Genomic DNA, 16,008 nt, shown 5'->3' on the forward strand with positions numbered 1-16,008 from the left:
CCAATTATCATGTCCGGCAATACTTTTGGAACACTCTTTACTGTCACCACTTTCGGCGAATCCCACGGTCCGGCCATAGGCTGCGTAATCGACGGTTGCCCCCCGGGCATGGTGTTGTCAGAAGTTGACATTCAGCCCGAATTGGACCGCCGCAAGCCGGGTACTTCGCGCCATGTGACGCAGCGGCAGGAGTCCGACACTGTTGAAATCCTGTCCGGCGTGTACCAGGGCAAAACCACGGGGACGCCGATTGCCCTGCTGATCCGCAATGAAGACCAGCGCAGCAAGGACTACGGCAATATTACCGAAACCTTCCGTCCGGGCCATGCGGATTACACGTATTGGCATAAGTACGGTATCCGCGATCCGCGCGGCGGCGGCCGCTCGTCAGCACGCCTGACTGCGCCGGTAGTCGGTGCCGGTGCGATTGCGAAGAAGTGGTTGTTTGAAAAATACGGCACTACCTTCAAAGGCTGCATGAGCCAATTGGGTGATATCGAGATCCCGTTTGAAGATTGGCGTCACGTCACCGAGAACCCTTTCTTTTCCGCCAATGCGAGCATCCTGCCGCAGCTGGAAGCGTATATGGATGACTTGCGTAAAAACGGCGATTCCTGCGGTGCACGTATCGACGTCGTCGCCGAAAACGTACCGGTTGGCCTGGGCGAGCCGATTTACGACAAGCTGGATGCGGAAATTGCATTTGCCCTGATGGGTATCAATGCAGTGAAGGGTGTGGAAATAGGTGCCGGTTTCAAATCAGTAGCGCAAAAAGGTACCGAGCACGGCGATGAGCTGACGCCGGAAGGTTTTGCCACCAATCATTCAGGCGGCATCCTCGGCGGTATCTCTACCGGCCAGGACATCACGGCTTCGATTGCGATCAAGCCGACTTCCAGTATCCGTACCGCACGCCATTCGATCGACAAGGCCGGTAATCCGGTGATGGTGGAAACCCTGGGGCGCCATGATCCTTGCGTCGGCATCCGGGCCACACCGATTGCAGAATCGATGCTGGCGCTGGTGTTGATGGATCACGCCTTGCGTCATCGCGCGCAGTGCGGCGACGTTGTCGTGACGCCGCCACCAATTCCGGGCAGCCGTTAATTGTTCAGTGTTTATTGTCCGGCGCCTTGCGCGCAATCATTCTTGATGGAGGGGAAATGAAAGCAATGAAGCGGCATTCTTTTCTGTCGTCGATAGCGATTGCTGCGGTCGCATTGCTGCTGTCCGCCTGCGAAACGGTGCAAACCACGCAGGGCGGGGCGGTTGGCGTGGATCGCCAGCAAAGGATGATGATTTCGGCGCAGGAGCTGGACCAGGCCGCCAATAAGCAATACAGCGAACTGCTGGCGGAAGAGAAGCAAAAGGGCAATTTGAACCGTACTCCGGCGCAAGTTGAACGTGTACGTACCATTTCGAATCGCCTGATCGCGCAGACCGGCGTGTTTCGCCCGGACGCGCGCAACTGGCGCTGGGAAGTCAATGTACTGACTTCAAACGAAGTGAATGCCTGGTGTATGCCCGGCGGCAAAATCGCGGTCTATACCGGTTTGATAGAAAAACTGAATGTGACAGACGATGAGTTGGCAGCTGTCATCGGACACGAGATTGCCCATGCCTTGCGTGAACATGCGCGTGAGCGGGCGTCGGAGCAAAAAGTCGCCGGCAGCTTTATTTCAATCGGGTCAGCCTTGCTCGGCGTCGGTGGTCTCGGCCAGCAGGGGGCGGAATTCGCCTATATGGGCTTGATAGGGCTGCCGAACTCGCGCAGCCATGAAACCGAAGCCGACCGTATCGGCGTCGAGCTGGCAGCGCGTGCCGGTTATGACCCGCGTGCCGCAGTCACCTTATGGCAAAAAATGGGCAAGGTTTCCAGCAATTCCACCCCGGCTTTCCTGTCCACCCATCCGTCCGGCTCGGCGCGTATCAGCGACCTGACCGTGTATTCCGACCGCGTCATGCCGCTTTATCAACAAGCGAAGAAGTAAGTGTCAAGACGGCAAGATATTGTATTTCGGGCCGTCAGCCGCATCTTTTTAGTCAGATAGCCGGCATTCCTGTTGCCGCGCAACGCCGCTTCCTGCAATGAAACGGCGCAAATATGGCATAATCGAGAGCTATCTAATCAGTCTTCGCGGACTTACTTTTACAGACGAAACATGGCTCAAACGCTCTACGATAAACTTTGGCAATCGCACGTCGTCGAAACCGGCGACGATGGCACCACTGTGCTCTACATTGATCGCCATTTGCTGCATGAAGTCACCAGCCCCCAGGCTTTTGAAGGCTTGAAGCTGGCCGGCCGTCGCCCATGGCGCGTCTCGGCCAACCTGATGGTGGCTGACCATAATGTGCCGACCACCGACCGTGCAAACGGTATCGCTGATCCGACATCGCGCCTGCAAGTGGAAACACTGGACGGCAATGCACATGAATATGGCCTGACCTACTTCAGCATGCGCGACAAGCGCCAGGGCATCGTGCACGTGATCGGACCTGAACAGGGTGCGACGCTGCCGGGCATGACCGTCGTTTGCGGCGATTCCCATACTTCCACGCATGGCGCCTTCGGCTGCCTCGCGCATGGTATCGGTACCTCCGAAGTGGAGCACGTGCTGGCCACGCAAACCTTGCTGGCACAGAAGTCGAAAGCAATGCTGGTACAAGTCGACGGCGCCTTGCCGGACGGCGTCACCGCAAAAGATATCGTCCTGGCTGTAATCGGCAAGATCGGTACCGCAGGCGGTACCGGCTATGCGATTGAATTTGCCGGTTCGACCATACGCTCGCTGTCGATGGAAGGTCGCATGACCATCTGCAATATGGCGATCGAAGCAGGCGCACGCGCCGGTATGGTTGCGGTCGACGATATCACTATCAATTACGTCAAAGGCCGTCCTTTGTCGCCGGTCGGTCCGCACTGGGATCGCGCGGTCGAATACTGGCGCACGCTGCATTCCGATGCCGGTGCCAAGTTCGACCTGGTCGTGACCCTGAACGCCGCTGAAATCAAGCCGCAAGTCAGTTGGGGCACTTCGCCCGAGATGGTGGTGGCGGTCGATGGCCGTGTGCCTGATCCGGACAAGGAAAAAGATCCAACCAAGCGTGACGGTATGGAAAAAGCGCTGATTTACATGGCGCTCAAACCAAATACACCGATTACCGATATCCGTATCGACAAAGTCTTCATCGGCTCCTGCACCAATTCACGTATCGAGGATTTGCGCGCTGCTGCTGCCGTCGTACGCGGCAAATATCGCGCATCGAATGTGAAGCTGGCGATGGTGGTGCCGGGTTCCGGCCTGGTGAAAGAGCAGGCTGAACGCGAAGGCCTGGACAAGATTTTCAAGGCGGCCGGCTTTGAATGGCGTGAGCCGGGTTGCTCGATGTGCCTGGCAATGAATGCTGATCGCCTGGAGCCGGGTGAGCGTTGTGCTTCGACTTCGAACCGCAACTTCGAAGGCCGTCAGGGCGCGGGTGGCCGTACCCATCTGGTGAGCCCTGCGATGGCGGCGGCGGCCGGGATCGAGGGTCATTTCGTCGATGTGCGTGCATTGAAACACTGAGGCCGGCATGAAGAAAACTGTTTCCTTCTTCCTGCTGATCGCCGCTGTCTCATCGCTGGCCGCCTGCAATACCGTGCATGGCTTTGGTCGCGATGTGGAACGCCTCGGTGAAAAAGTGCAGGGCAAGTAAGCCCCTGGCAAAACGAGTCGGATGCCGGTGCCTGTCACCGATCCGATAAACATGAGAAATCGGCGCTGCAGCACAATCACTGCAGCACGTACTAATAGTTGGATAGCATGGATAAATTTACTATTCTCAATGGCCTGGTTGCACCGCTCGACCGTGCAAACGTCGATACCGACGCCATCATTCCAAAGCAGTTCCTGAAATCGATCAAACGTACCGGCTTCGGTCCCAACCTGTTCGATGAATGGCGCTATCTGGATCAGGGTGAGCCGGGCAAGGACAATTCCAATCGCCCATTGAATCCTGATTTCGTGCTGAACCAGCCGCGTTATCAAGGTGCGTCGATTTTGCTGGCGCGCAAAAATTTCGGTTGCGGTTCGTCGCGTGAGCATGCGCCGTGGGCATTGAGCCAGTACGGCTTCCGCGCCATCGTCGCGCCCAGCTTCGCCGATATCTTCTTCAACAACTGCTATAAAAACGGTTTGTTGCCGGTCGCCCTGAGCGAAGCGCAAGTTGATCACCTGTTCAATGAAGTCAAGGCTTTCCCCGGCTTCCACCTGGTCATCGATCTGGAAAAACAGGTCATAGGTACCAGCAACGGCAGCGTGAGCTATCCGTTTGAAATCGACGCTTTCCGCAAATATTGCCTGCTCAACGGTTTTGACGATATCGGCCTGACCTTGCAAAAGGCGGACAAGATACGCGCGTTCGAAGAACGCCACCTGGCAGCGCAACCATGGTTGTCGAACACGATTTAATCCTTTTTTAATCCTTCTCGAAGTTATCAAATGAAAATTGCAATCCTGCCGGGCGACGGCATTGGTCCGGAAATCATGAATCAGGCAGTCAAGGTGATGAATGCCTTGGGTGAAAAGTTTGAAACCGAAACAGTACCGGTAGGCGGCGCAGCATATGCAGCGCAAGGCCATCCCTTGCCTGAATCGACATTGAAGGTTGCAAAAGAAGCTGACGCCATCCTGTTCGGTGCAGTCGGTGATTTCAAATACGACACACTGGAACGTTCGCTGCGTCCGGAACAGGCAATCCTCGGCCTGCGCAAGCACCTGGGTTTGTTCGCCAACTTCCGTCCTGCGATCCTGTATCCGGAACTGGCAGGTGCATCATCGTTGAAACCGGAAATCGTCTCCGGCCTCGACATCATGATCGTGCGCGAATTGACAGGTGATATTTATTTCGGCCAGCCACGCGGTGTGCGTGCTGCACCGGACGGTCCGTTCAAGGGTGAACGCGAAGGTTTCGATACCATGCGTTACACCGAACCTGAAATCCGTCGCATTGCGCACGTGGCTTTCCAGGCTGCGCAAAAACGCGGCAAGCGCCTGACCAGTGTCGATAAAGCCAACGTACTGGAAACTTTCCAGTTCTGGCGCGACATCGTCACCGACGTGCACAAGGAATACCAGGACGTCAAACTCGACCACATGTATGTCGATAACGCGGCGATGCAATTGGTCCGCGCACCGAAGGAATTCGACGTTGTGGTTACCGGCAATATGTTCGGCGACATCCTGTCGGATGCCGCTGCAATGCTGACCGGTTCGATCGGTATGTTGCCGTCGGCTTCGCTGGATGCCAACAATAAGGGTCTGTACGAGCCATCGCACGGTTCCGCACCTGACATCGCCGGTAAAGACATCGCCAACCCATTGGCGCAAATCCTGTCGCTGGCCATGATGCTGCGTTACTCGCTGGGCAAAACGGAGCAGGCTGACCGTATTGAAACAGCGGTCAAATCGGTGTTGAAACAAGGTTTGCGTACTGTCGATATTTTTGAGGCAGGCACTACCAAGGTCAGCACCACGCAGATGGGCGATGCGGTAGTCAAAGCATTGGCTTGATGTAAATAAGAGCGGCAGCAGGCTATAAGCCGCATATCAATTGATAAATAGGGTGGCTGCAAGTGCCCTGAACGAAGGAAATGATGATGAAAGTTGTTGGCTTAGTCGGATGGCGTGGGATGGTCGGATCGGTCTTGATGCAACGCATGCAGGAAGAGGGCGATTTCGACCACATCGAAGCTGTATTCTTTTCGACCTCAAACAAGGGTGGTAAAGCGCCTGCGATTGCGAAGAAGGAAACCACCCTGCAAGACGCCAACGACCTGGAAGCATTGAAGAAATGCGACATCATCATTACTTGCCAGGGCGGTGACTACACCACCGAGATTTTCCCGCAATTGCGTGCAGCCGGCTGGGACGGTTACTGGATCGATGCAGCGTCGACGCTGCGCATGAAAGACGATGCCGTCATCGTGCTGGATCCGGTCAACCAGAACGTGATCAAGGATGCGCTGAATCGTGGCGTGAAAAACTACATCGGCGGCAATTGCACCAACTCCATCCTGTTGATGGGTGTCGGCGGTTTGTTCAAGGAAGGACTGGTTGAATGGGTCAGCTCGATGACTTACCAGGCGGCTTCGGGCGGTGGTGCCAACCACATGCGCGAACTGCTGAGCGGCATGGGCGTGGTGCACGGTGCGGTGGCCAATGAACTGGCTACGCCATCGTCGGCCATCCTCGATATCGATCGCAAGGTGGCGGAAGCGATTCGCAAGGACGTGCCTACCGAATTCTTTGGCGCACCACTGGCTGGCGGCCTGATCCCATGGATCGACGCACAACTGGAAAACGGCCAGTCGAAGGAAGAGTGGAAGGGCCAGGCTGAGGTCAACAAGATCCTTGGCAATACCCAGGTCATCCCGGTCGACGGTTTGTGCGTGCGTATCGGCGCCATGCGTTGCCATAGCCTGGCATTGACGATCAAGCTCAAGCGCGACCTGCCTTTGGCTGAAATCGAAACCATCATCCGTTCCGCCAATCCATGGGTCAAATGGGTACCGAACGAACGTGCGGTGACGGTCCAGGAGTTGACACCTGCCGCTATCACCGGTGGTCTGGAAATCGGCGTCGGCCGCGTGCGCAAGCTGAACCAGGGCCCTGAATACATCTCGGCTTTCGTCATCGGCGATCAATTGCTGTGGGGCGCGGCAGAACCGCTGCGTCGCATGCTGCGCATCATTCTGGGCAAGTAATCAGCCTGGTAAGCCATTCGGTCTGTCATTATCGTTGTCAGATCGCAACATAAACCCGCCAAATCACCTTGTTAAATGGGTGCTTGGCGGGTTTTAAATTAGTTGCCAAGATGGTTGCGCTTGCGCGTGTAAGTCCATGATGCTATGGTGAAAGTTCTTAAAAAAACGATATGCAAGCGTTGTTTGTGGTCCCCGACGAACGCCAACGGAATACTCTCCATGCCACTCAAAATGCAGTCAAATCCTGGTTCTACTTTTTCCTCTTTGAAACTAAAGACACTAAGCGCGGCAGTCATTTCCGCGTTCGTGTTATCCAATGCTTATGCAGCGGGGCTGGGAAAACTGACTGTCATGTCGTCGCTGGGCCAACCGCTGCGTGCAGAGATCGAACTGACGTCGGTCGCTCCGGACGAACTTGCTTCACTGTCACCAAAACTCGCTTCGGCCGAGGCGTTCCGCCAGGCCAATATCGATTTCAATCCCAGCCTGTTCTCGCTGCGCTTTGCAGTAGAGCAACGTGGTGGGCAGCCTATCGTACGCATTACCTCGACCCAGCCGATTAACGAACCTTTCGTCGATATGCTGCTGGAACTGGGCGGCAACAAAGGTCGCCTGGTACGTGAATACACCTTCTTGCTGGATCCGCCGGAAATGCGTTCCGCGCAGGCCGCACAGGTAGCACCGATTGCGATTACCGCGCCGCCAGCGGCACGCGTAGTGGAAAGTCGTCCGGAAGTTGCAGCCGCGCCAGTGGCAGCGCCGACTCCGCCGGTACCTGCGCCAGTACGTGAAAATCCACCACCAGCAGCCGCCAAGCCGCGTGCAGTAGCGCCGGCACCGGTCGCTGCTGCAGCGCCTGCTCCAAAAGCTGCCGCGGCACCGGTCGATGAATACCAGGTCAAAAAAGGCGATACCCTCGCCAAAATCGCCAATCAGTACCGTCCAAGCGGCGTATCGCTGGATCAAATGCTGGTCGCTTTGTATCGTGCGAATCCGGAAGCCTTCATCGACAAGAACATGAATCGCCTGCGCGCAGGACAGATTTTGTCGGTGCCGGAAGCAGATGCTGCACAAGCCGTGGCCCAACCGGAAGCGCGTGGCGTCGTCATTGCACAAGCCGCAGATTTCAATGCTTATCGCAACAAGCTGGCAGGCCAGGTCGCAAATGCTGCAGCGAAGAAATCAGATGATGCGAAGCAGGCTGATGGCGGCAAAATTACTGCAAAAGTGCAGGATGAATCAGGTGCGGCGGCAGAAGCCAAGGATAAGCTGAAGTTGTCCAAATCGGGCGCTGCGGCGACCGGCTCGGACAAGCTGGCAAACCAGGCCGGAGCTGAAGAACTGATTGCGAAGGACAAGGCGATTGCCGACGCCAATGCCCGCGTTAAAGAACTGGAAAAGAACGTCAACGAATTGCAAAAAATCCTTGAAATCAAAAACAAGGATTTGGCAGCACAACAGAAACAAGCCGAAGTTGCGGCTGCTGCAGCGGTAGCTGCACCTGCTGCTGCAACACCACCGGCAGCGGCGCCAGCACCGGAAGCGGCACCTGCAGCGACGGCGGAAACACCGGCTGCCACAGCGACACCGCCGGCGACCGATGCAAAACCGGCTGAAGCTGCGCCGGCTCCTGCCGAACCGGCACCAGTTGCCGCCAAACCAAAGAAACCTGTCGTCGTTGCGCCACCGCCGCCACAACCAGGCTTCTTCGAAGATTTGACCGACAATGCGATGTTCCTGCCGGGTGCTGCGGCCTTGCTGGCCTTGTTGGCCGGTTTGGGTATCTACAGTTCACGTCGTCGCAAGCAACAACCTAAATCGTTTGAAGACAGCATCATCACGGACTCCAGCCTGAAGTCGAACTCGCTGTTCGGTTCTACCGGCGGCCAGAGCGTGGATACCAACAACAGTGTGTTCAACTCGAATTTCGTACCATCTGCCAGCCAGCTGGATACGAATGAAGTCGACCCGATTGCCGAAGCCGATGTCTATATCGCTTATGGTCGCGATGCACAGGCAGAAGAAATCCTTAAAGAAGCGCTGCGCAACCAGCCGGACCGTCATGCGGTACGCGTCAAATTGCTGGAAATTTATTCCAGCCGCAATGATGTGCGTTCGTTTGAAATCCTGGCGACTGAACTCTATAGCATGACCAAGGGCGAGGGTGATGACTGGGCGCAAGCTGCGACCATGGGCCTGATCCTGGATCCGAGCAATCCTTTGTATGCGAATGGCGCAGTGCCGGAAGACGTGGCGGCGAAAGCTTCGGCGATGACCGCACCGACGCAGCCGCTGGATGGACTCGATGACTTGCGCGGGATTGCACCTGTGGCGGCCGGTGCTGCCGCCCTGGGTACCGCAGCATATTTCGCCAGCAATAACTCCGAAGTCGAGGCTGAAGAGCCGACCTTCACGCCGGAAGCTGAACCGAAAGCGGTAGTGGAAGACCTGGATTTCGATCTGGAAGGCCTCGGGATAGAAAAAACGACTGATGCCGAAAAGCCAGCAGAAGATGCCGCAGTACCGGCAGAATTCCCGGCCGATGTCGCAGCCATTGATTTTGATTTCCTCGACGATAAGTCGGCGACACCTGCTGCCAAGTCCGGCAACACGCTGCAATTTTTTGATTCGGAAGCAAGTGCGCCGACAGTACCTGCGGCAAATACGCCTGCTGCGACGCCTGACTTCCTGCTGCCGGACGACATTGAACTGGATTTCCCTGAACACGATGCGGCTGCCTTCAGCGCGACCCAGCCGATGGCGAACCTGCCTGAATTCGACCTGTCCGACATCGCACTCGAACTGGACCCGGTAGACAAACCGGCAGTCGCAGGCGAGGCGGAAACAGCATTGCCGGAACTGGATGGCCTGGGCGATGAAGCCAGCTATTCGGCCAATGCGGAAATGGCGACCAAGCTGGACCTGGCGATTGCCTATCAGGAAATCGGTGACCGCGAAGGTGCACGCGAGTTGCTGGAAGAGGTCGTTAAAGGCGGTAACGGCGAACAGTCGGAAAAAGCCAAAGCCTTGCTGGGCAAGCTTTCCTGAGCCAATAATCAGCAATATTGACGGGCGCAATGCTATGCTTGCGCCCGTTTTCATTTTCAGTTTCGATTTTTCCGGTAAATTCTCACTATGAACGGGGTATCCAAACGCATCGTGCTTGGCGTGCAATATGACGGCACGCCGTGGCAAGGGTGGCAGACACAGCTGAACGGCCTGACCGTGCAGGACAGGCTGGAACTCGCGCTGAGTAAATTCACGCTGCAAACCGTTTCCACCGTCTGTGCCGGGCGTACCGATGCCGGTGTGCACGGATTGGAGCAGGTGGTGCATTTCGACACCACGCTGGAACGCGATATGTCGTCCTGGGTACGTGGCGTGAATACCTTTTTGCCGCCTTCGATTGCGGTACGCTGGGCCACTGAAGTCGCGCACAATCCGGAGCAACAGGATAATTTCCATGCGCGTTTCAGTGCACGTTCACGCATGTACCAATACGTGCTGTACAACAATCCGGTGCGCTCACCGCTGCTCGAGGGCAAAGCCGGCTGGGTATTCCGCAAGCTGGATGTGGCGCGCATGCGCGCAGCAGCGCAGCACTTGCTTGGCGAACATGATTTCTCGACCTTCCGCTCGGTGCAATGCCAGGCCAAATCGCCGGTCAAAAGCATGTATTCGATCAAGATAGAGCAGCGCGGCGACCTGATTATGTTCACGCTGCATGCGAATGCCTTCCTGCATCATATGGTGCGCAATATCGTCGGTTCGCTGATCTATGTCGGCAATGGCGCGCAACAGCCGGAGTGGCTGAAGGAATTGCTGGACGGGCGTGACCGCAAGTTTGCGGCACCGACTTTCATGCCGGACGGCTTGTACCTGGCGAAAATAGATTACGATCCGAAGTGGCAGTTGCCGCAACTGGAAGTACAGAATTTCCTCTGGTCGTGATCAACAACTGTAAACCTGTCGCTGCAGGCAGGTCCCATTTTGAGTTAATACCTAAACCATGACACATCGCACCCGAATCAAGATATGCGGCCTGACGCGGCCGCAGGATGTACAAAGCGCGGTGGCGGCCGGTGCCGATGCGGTGGGCTTTGTGTTCTATCCGAAGAGCCCGCGTTACATAGCTGCCGCAGCGGCGGGGCGCCTGATTGCGGAGATCCCGCCTTTCGTTACGCCGGTCGGTTTATTCGTCAATGCGACGCCGGAAGAAGTACAGGCGATCGTCGCGCAGGCGCCTATTGCCATGTTGCAATTCCATGGCGACGAGACGCCGGAACAGTGTGCTGCCATCGCGCAAGCGGTGAATCGCCCCTTCATACGGGCAATTCGCGTAAAAGAGGGTATGCAGGCAGTTGATTTGTTAGAATACGAGTCTGATTATCGCGCTGCCAGCACATTGTTCACCGGCTTGTTGCTGGATGCCTTTGTAGATGGCTATGGTGGCGGCGGAAAGGTCTTCGATTGGTCTCTCATTCCAGAAAGCATCGCGCCTCGGGTCGTTTTAAGTGGTGGCTTGAGCGTACAAAACGCGACTGACGCGGTCCTGAGCGTCAGTCCCTATGCGGTCGACATCAGCAGTGGCGTCGAACAGGACAAGGGGATCAAGGACGCCGTCAAAATACGCGCCTTCATTGCCGCGGTACGCACAGCAGACGCTGTTGCAGCAGCCGCGGACCAGACAAAATAGCAAAGAGAAAAGCCATGAAAGAATTAGACGCGCTGGGCAGTTTTGCCGAGCGACAAGTAATTGCAGAAAGCGCCTTGCACCAGACTGCGCCATACAACCTGCCGGATGCACGCGGCCACTTCGGTCCTTACGGCGGCAGCTTCGTGGCGGAAACCCTGAGCCACGCGCTGGCCGAGCTGAAGGAAGCGTATGCACACTACAGCAAGGATCCGTCCTTCCTCGCCGAATTCCATTACGACCTGAAGCATTTCGTCGGTCGTCCGAGCCCGATTTACCACGCCAAACGCTGGTCGGAAAAAATGGGCGGCGCGCAAATTTATTTCAAGCGTGAAGACCTGAATCACACCGGCGCGCACAAAATCAATAACGTGATTGGCCAGGCCTTGCTCGCCAAGCGCATGGGCAAGCCGCGCATCATCGCGGAAACCGGTGCCGGCCAGCATGGCGTGGCGACCGCGACGATTTGCGCCCGCTTCGGCCTGGAGTGCGTGGTCTATATGGGCAGTGAAGATGTCAAGCGCCAGGCGCAAAACGTCTACCGCATGAAGCTGCTGGGCGCGACCGTGGTGCCGGTCGAATCCGGTTCCAAGACACTCAAGGATGCGCTGAATGAAGCGATGCGCGACTGGGTCACGAATATTGAAAATACCTTCTACATCATCGGCACCGTAGCCGGTCCGCATCCATACCCGATGATGGTGCGCGACTTCCAGTCGGTGATTGGTAATGAGTGCATAGAACAAATGCCGGAAATGACCAGCCGCCAGCCTGACTATGTGGTGGCCTGTATCGGCGGTGGCTCGAACGCGATGGGTATTTTCTATCCGTATATCGAACACAAAAATGTACAACTGGTCGGCGTCGAAGCGGCGGGTGAGGGGCTGGAAAGCGGTAAGCATTCAGCTTCATTGACGGCCGGTTCGCCGGGTGTCCTGCATGGCAACCGTACTTATCTGCTGCAGGATGAAAACGGCCAGATTATAGAAACGCATTCGGTGTCCGCCGGCCTCGATTATCCGGGCGTGGGCCCTGAGCATGCATGGCTGAAAGACTCGGGCCGTGCACAATATGTGTCGATTACCGATGAAGAAGCCTTGCAGGCTTTCCACGATTGCTGCCATATCGAAGGCATCATCCCGGCGCTGGAATCCAGCCATGCGTTGAGTTATGCGGCCAAGCTGGCAGCGACCTTGCCGAAAGATAAGGTGGTGTTGGCCAACCTTTCCGGTCGCGGCGACAAGGATATGCATACGGTAGCGCAACGCATGGGTTTGCAATTCGATTAAATCTGCGCGTAACCGCTGCCAGCCGGCAGCGGTGCTTCGAATGCTGAGCGTAAAAACTACGGCTCTATCCAGTACAGAAAATTTATAAAGTAAATCATGTCCAGAATTCAGTCCACCCTGGCCGCTTTGGCGGCAAAGAATAAAAAGGGCCTCATTCCTTTCATCACTGCTGGTGATCCAGCGCCTGAGCTGACTGTGCCGCTGATGCATGCATTGGTTGCCGGTGGTGCCGACATCCTCGAACTGGGCGTGCCTTTTTCCGATCCGATGGCGGAAGGTCCGGTCATCCAGCGCGCCTGCGAACGTGCATTGGCATTCGGCGTGAGCATGCATGATGTACTCGGCTTCGTCAGCGAATTCCGCAAAACCAATAACAGCACCCCGGTGGTGCTGATGGGCTATGCCAATCCGATCGAACGCATGGGACAAACCAAATTCATCCTGGCCGCCAAGGCCGCCGGGGTGGACGGCACCATCGTCGTTGATTACCCGCCGGAAGAGTGCGAAGAATTTGCCGCCACGCTGAAGGAAAACGATATGGATCCTATCTTCCTGCTGTCGCCGACTTCGACCGAAGAACGCATCCAGCAGGTCGCCAAATTCGGCAGTGGTTTCAGCTACTATGTCTCGCTCAAGGGCGTGACCGGCGCGGCCAATATCGATACCAAGGAAGTGGCGGAACGTATCGCGGCTATCCGTAAATATGTGAAGCTGCCTATCGGTGTCGGTTTTGGTATCCGCGATGCGGCGACCGCCAGGGCGGTGGCGCAGGTTTCTGATGCTGTGGTCATCGGCAGCCGGATTATCCAGGAATTGGAAAACAGCCCGCGCGAGCAAGCTGTTGAAAGAGTGCAAACGTTTATTGCCGGCATCCGCAAGGCTTTGGACGAATAAGGTGAAAATGTCGTGTTAGGCAAGTAAAATACTGCCCAACACGTAATTGTGGCGAATTGCCGTGCAAACGGTACAATTCGGCCAGTACAAATTGAAAGAGGTCACGATGAGTTGGCTAGAAAAGTTACTTCCCCCACGTATCCAACGTTCCGATGCGGCACAACGCAAATCCATCCCGGAAGGTTTGTGGGTCAAATGCCCATCCTGTGAAGCGGTGCTGTACCGCACGGATCTGGAATCGAATATCCACGTTTGCCCGAAATGCGACCACCACATGCGCATCCGTGCCCGTGATCGCCTCGATGCCTTGCTCGACGCCGGTGGCCGTTACGACATTGGCCAGGAAGTCCTGCCGGTCGATACGCTCAAGTTCAAAGACAGCAAGAAATACCCGGATCGCCTGAAATCGGCGCTGGAAGCGACTGGCGAGACTGATGCACTGGTCGTGCTGGGCGGCTCCATCATGAGCCTGCCAGTGGTCGTAGCCTGCTTTGAATTCGAATTCATGGGTGGTTCCATGGGTTCCGTGGTCGGTGAGCGCTTTGCCCGCGGCGCGCAAACCGCACTGGAACAAAAAGTACCGTTTATCTGCATCACCGCTACCGGTGGTGCACGTATGCAAGAAGGTTTGTTGTCATTGATGCAAATGGCTAAAACAACTTCGATGCTGACCAAGTTGGCAGAAAAGAAACTGCCATTCATTTCGGTACTGACCGATCCGACCATGGGCGGTGTTTCCGCTTCTTTTGCCTTCATGGGCGACGTGGTGATTGCCGAACCTAAAGCCCTGATCGGTTTTGCCGGTCCGCGCGTGATTGAAAACACCGTACGTGAAAAACTGCCGGAAGGCTTCCAGCGTGCTGAATTCCTGGTGCAAAAAGGTGCGGTCGACATGATTGTTGACCGTCGCAAAATGCGCGAAGAAATCGCCCGTATCCTGGCCTTGTTGCAAAACCAGGCGGCTGAAGTCCTGGCCTGATTGCGCGGCTTAGTCAAAAAAGCCCGAACCTTATGCGGTTCGGGCTTTTTATTTGCGTTTCCGCCTTCACATACTGTTCTCTACAAGACGAGTTTGCATGGAAAATCCCAAGACCCTCGCTGACTGGCTGATCCGACTCGAAGCGCTGCATCCGAAAGCCATCGATATGGGGCTGGATCGCGTACGTGAGGTCAAACAGGCGATGGATGTGCAGTTCGCGTGTCCGGTAATTATCGTCGGCGGCACCAATGGCAAGGGTTCAACCTGTGCCATGCTGGAATCGATACTGTTGCGTGCCGGCTATCGGGTCGGTTTGTACACGTCGCCGCACTTGCTGCACTTCAATGAGCGTATGCGCGTCAACGGCGCTTCATGTACCGATCAGGAATTGATCGCGGCCTTTGACAAGCTGGAGGCAATACGCGGTGATGTTTCATTGTCATATTTCGAATTCACCACGCTTGCAGCTATCCAATTGTTTGCAGATGCAAAGCTGGATGCAGTGATTTTTGAAGTCGGCCTGGGTGGCCGGCTGGATGCGGTCAATGTGCTGGATGCAGACGTTGCGATCGTCACCAGTGTCGATATTGATCACACCGAGTACCTGGGCGATACCCGCGAAAAAATCGGTTTTGAAAAGGCCGGTATTTTCCGTTCCGGGCAAACCGCGATTTGCGGTGATCCGGTACCGCCCGCGTCACTGGTCGAACATGCCGAGAAGATCGGTGCTGACCTATGGCTGTTCAATCGTGATTTCAATTATTCCGGTGATAAGCAGCAATGGAATTTCAGCGGCCGTGGTCGCCGCCGCAATTCCCTCGGCTATCCGAGTTTGCGCGGTGCGAATCAGTTACTGAACGCTTCATCCGTACTGGCCGCGCTGGAAGCTTTACGCCTGCGCCTGCCGGTAGGTGCGCAGGAAGTGCGTACCGGCCTGGCTTTGGTCGATTTGCCGGGGCGTTTTCAGGTGTTGCCAGGGCAACCGACGGTCATCCTGGATGTCGCGCATAACCCGCATGCAGCAGCCACACTGGCGCAAAACCTCGACAATATGAACTTTGCGCCATACACCTATGCGGTGTTCGGCGCGATGCAGGACAAGGATATAGACGGCGTTATCAGTCACCTGAAAGGTCGTGTCGACCACTGGTGCGTGACCGACCTGCCATTGCCGCGTGCGGCCAGTGCGGCAGAGATCAGGGACAAGCTGATCTCTGCTTATGGCGAAGTACCGCCGGCCGGCGACAGCGAACGCAGCATACAAACCTTCGCCTCACCTGCAGAAGCTTTTGCAAATGCACTCAGCCGAGCGGGGGAGAATGATAGAATTGCGGTTTTCGGATCGTTCCTGACAGTTGCTGGCGTCATGGAATTCCGTAATTCCGAACATCACTGACGAATTTCA

Annotated in this window: 14 protein-coding genes; all 14 read left to right on the top strand. The window is 56.1% G+C overall.

Translation table 11 applies throughout. From position 1 onward, the window contains the following. Nucleotides 1-9 precede the first annotated feature (9 nt). The gene (gene aroC / locus ACFQPC_RS02885; protein ID WP_382270130.1) at nucleotides 10-1,107 is read left to right on the top strand and encodes a chorismate synthase; all 1,098 of its coding nucleotides are present in this window, start codon (nucleotides 10-12) and stop codon (nucleotides 1,105-1,107) included. A gap of 65 nt (nucleotides 1,108-1,172) precedes the next feature. Further along, nucleotides 1,173-1,991: a M48 family metallopeptidase gene (locus ACFQPC_RS02890; RefSeq protein ID WP_382271856.1), complete on the top strand. Its 819-nt coding sequence runs from the start codon at nucleotides 1,173-1,175 to the stop codon at nucleotides 1,989-1,991. Between the two features lie 171 nt (nucleotides 1,992-2,162). Further along, the gene (gene leuC / locus ACFQPC_RS02895) at nucleotides 2,163-3,569 is read left to right on the top strand and encodes a 3-isopropylmalate dehydratase large subunit (RefSeq protein ID WP_012080025.1); all 1,407 of its coding nucleotides are present in this window, start codon (nucleotides 2,163-2,165) and stop codon (nucleotides 3,567-3,569) included. Between the two features lie 7 nt (nucleotides 3,570-3,576). Then, a complete protein-coding gene (locus tag ACFQPC_RS02900; RefSeq protein WP_012080024.1) occupies nucleotides 3,577-3,699 on the top strand; it encodes an entericidin A/B family lipoprotein in 123 nt (40 codons plus the stop codon). Between the two features lie 107 nt (nucleotides 3,700-3,806). Further along, nucleotides 3,807-4,454: a 3-isopropylmalate dehydratase small subunit gene (gene leuD, locus ACFQPC_RS02905; protein ID WP_382270131.1), complete on the top strand. Its 648-nt coding sequence runs from the start codon at nucleotides 3,807-3,809 to the stop codon at nucleotides 4,452-4,454. 30 nt (nucleotides 4,455-4,484) lie between these two features. Next, nucleotides 4,485-5,555, top strand: a complete 1,071-nt coding sequence (gene leuB / locus ACFQPC_RS02910) for a 3-isopropylmalate dehydrogenase (RefSeq protein WP_012080022.1) — start codon at nucleotides 4,485-4,487, stop codon at nucleotides 5,553-5,555. Nucleotides 5,556-5,641: 86 nt separating this feature from the next. After that, nucleotides 5,642-6,748: an aspartate-semialdehyde dehydrogenase gene (asd, locus tag ACFQPC_RS02915; RefSeq protein ID WP_382271857.1), complete on the top strand. Its 1,107-nt coding sequence runs from the start codon at nucleotides 5,642-5,644 to the stop codon at nucleotides 6,746-6,748. Nucleotides 6,749-6,967: 219 nt separating this feature from the next. Further along, entirely contained in the window at nucleotides 6,968-9,796 is a 2,829-nt protein-coding gene (locus ACFQPC_RS02920) for a motility hub landmark protein FimV (protein WP_382270132.1), read from the top strand. An 87-nt stretch (nucleotides 9,797-9,883) separates the two neighbouring features. Next, nucleotides 9,884-10,699: a tRNA pseudouridine(38-40) synthase TruA gene (truA, locus tag ACFQPC_RS02925; protein WP_382270133.1), complete on the top strand. Its 816-nt coding sequence runs from the start codon at nucleotides 9,884-9,886 to the stop codon at nucleotides 10,697-10,699. 58 nt (nucleotides 10,700-10,757) lie between these two features. After that, nucleotides 10,758-11,444 carry a phosphoribosylanthranilate isomerase gene (locus ACFQPC_RS02930; RefSeq protein ID WP_382270134.1) on the top strand — a complete coding sequence of 229 codons (687 nt, stop codon included), beginning with the start codon at nucleotides 10,758-10,760 and terminating at the stop codon, nucleotides 11,442-11,444. A gap of 14 nt (nucleotides 11,445-11,458) precedes the next feature. Further along, on the top strand, nucleotides 11,459-12,730 hold the full coding sequence (gene trpB / locus ACFQPC_RS02935; protein ID WP_382270135.1) for a tryptophan synthase subunit beta: 1,272 nt from the start codon (nucleotides 11,459-11,461) through the stop codon (nucleotides 12,728-12,730). 96 nt (nucleotides 12,731-12,826) lie between these two features. Further along, a complete protein-coding gene (gene trpA / locus ACFQPC_RS02940) occupies nucleotides 12,827-13,624 on the top strand; it encodes a tryptophan synthase subunit alpha (protein ID WP_382270136.1) in 798 nt (265 codons plus the stop codon). Between the two features lie 106 nt (nucleotides 13,625-13,730). Next, nucleotides 13,731-14,603 (top strand): acetyl-CoA carboxylase, carboxyltransferase subunit beta, encoded by an 873-nt coding sequence (accD, locus tag ACFQPC_RS02945; protein WP_012080015.1) that lies wholly within the window; start codon nucleotides 13,731-13,733, stop codon nucleotides 14,601-14,603. Between the two features lie 97 nt (nucleotides 14,604-14,700). After that, on the top strand, nucleotides 14,701-15,999 hold the full coding sequence (gene folC, locus ACFQPC_RS02950; protein ID WP_382270137.1) for a bifunctional tetrahydrofolate synthase/dihydrofolate synthase: 1,299 nt from the start codon (nucleotides 14,701-14,703) through the stop codon (nucleotides 15,997-15,999). The last annotated feature ends 9 nt before the right edge of the window (nucleotides 16,000-16,008 follow it).

The organism is Herminiimonas glaciei, assembly GCF_042664955.1.
Classification (GTDB): domain Bacteria; phylum Pseudomonadota; class Gammaproteobacteria; order Burkholderiales; family Burkholderiaceae_D; genus Oxalicibacterium; species Oxalicibacterium glaciei.

What these genes read in the sequence shown, in the direction of transcription:
- truA (WP_382270133.1), top strand. Translation starts at nt 9,884, where the DNA reads ATGAACGGGGTATCCAAACGCATCGTGCTTGGCGTGCAATATGACGGC.
- asd (WP_382271857.1), top strand. Translation starts at nt 5,642, where the DNA reads ATGAAAGTTGTTGGCTTAGTCGGATGGCGTGGGATGGTCGGATCGGTC.
- folC (WP_382270137.1), top strand. Translation starts at nt 14,701, where the DNA reads ATGGAAAATCCCAAGACCCTCGCTGACTGGCTGATCCGACTCGAAGCG.
- ACFQPC_RS02930 (WP_382270134.1), top strand. Translation starts at nt 10,758, where the DNA reads ATGACACATCGCACCCGAATCAAGATATGCGGCCTGACGCGGCCGCAG.
- ACFQPC_RS02900 (WP_012080024.1), top strand. Translation starts at nt 3,577, where the DNA reads ATGAAGAAAACTGTTTCCTTCTTCCTGCTGATCGCCGCTGTCTCATCG.
- leuC (WP_012080025.1), top strand. Translation starts at nt 2,163, where the DNA reads ATGGCTCAAACGCTCTACGATAAACTTTGGCAATCGCACGTCGTCGAA.
- trpB (WP_382270135.1), top strand. Translation starts at nt 11,459, where the DNA reads ATGAAAGAATTAGACGCGCTGGGCAGTTTTGCCGAGCGACAAGTAATT.
- ACFQPC_RS02920 (WP_382270132.1), top strand. Translation starts at nt 6,968, where the DNA reads ATGCCACTCAAAATGCAGTCAAATCCTGGTTCTACTTTTTCCTCTTTG.
- leuB (WP_012080022.1), top strand. Translation starts at nt 4,485, where the DNA reads ATGAAAATTGCAATCCTGCCGGGCGACGGCATTGGTCCGGAAATCATG.
- aroC (WP_382270130.1), top strand. Translation starts at nt 10, where the DNA reads ATGTCCGGCAATACTTTTGGAACACTCTTTACTGTCACCACTTTCGGC.
- trpA (WP_382270136.1), top strand. Translation starts at nt 12,827, where the DNA reads ATGTCCAGAATTCAGTCCACCCTGGCCGCTTTGGCGGCAAAGAATAAA.
- ACFQPC_RS02890 (WP_382271856.1), top strand. Translation starts at nt 1,173, where the DNA reads ATGAAGCGGCATTCTTTTCTGTCGTCGATAGCGATTGCTGCGGTCGCA.
- accD (WP_012080015.1), top strand. Translation starts at nt 13,731, where the DNA reads ATGAGTTGGCTAGAAAAGTTACTTCCCCCACGTATCCAACGTTCCGAT.
- leuD (WP_382270131.1), top strand. Translation starts at nt 3,807, where the DNA reads ATGGATAAATTTACTATTCTCAATGGCCTGGTTGCACCGCTCGACCGT.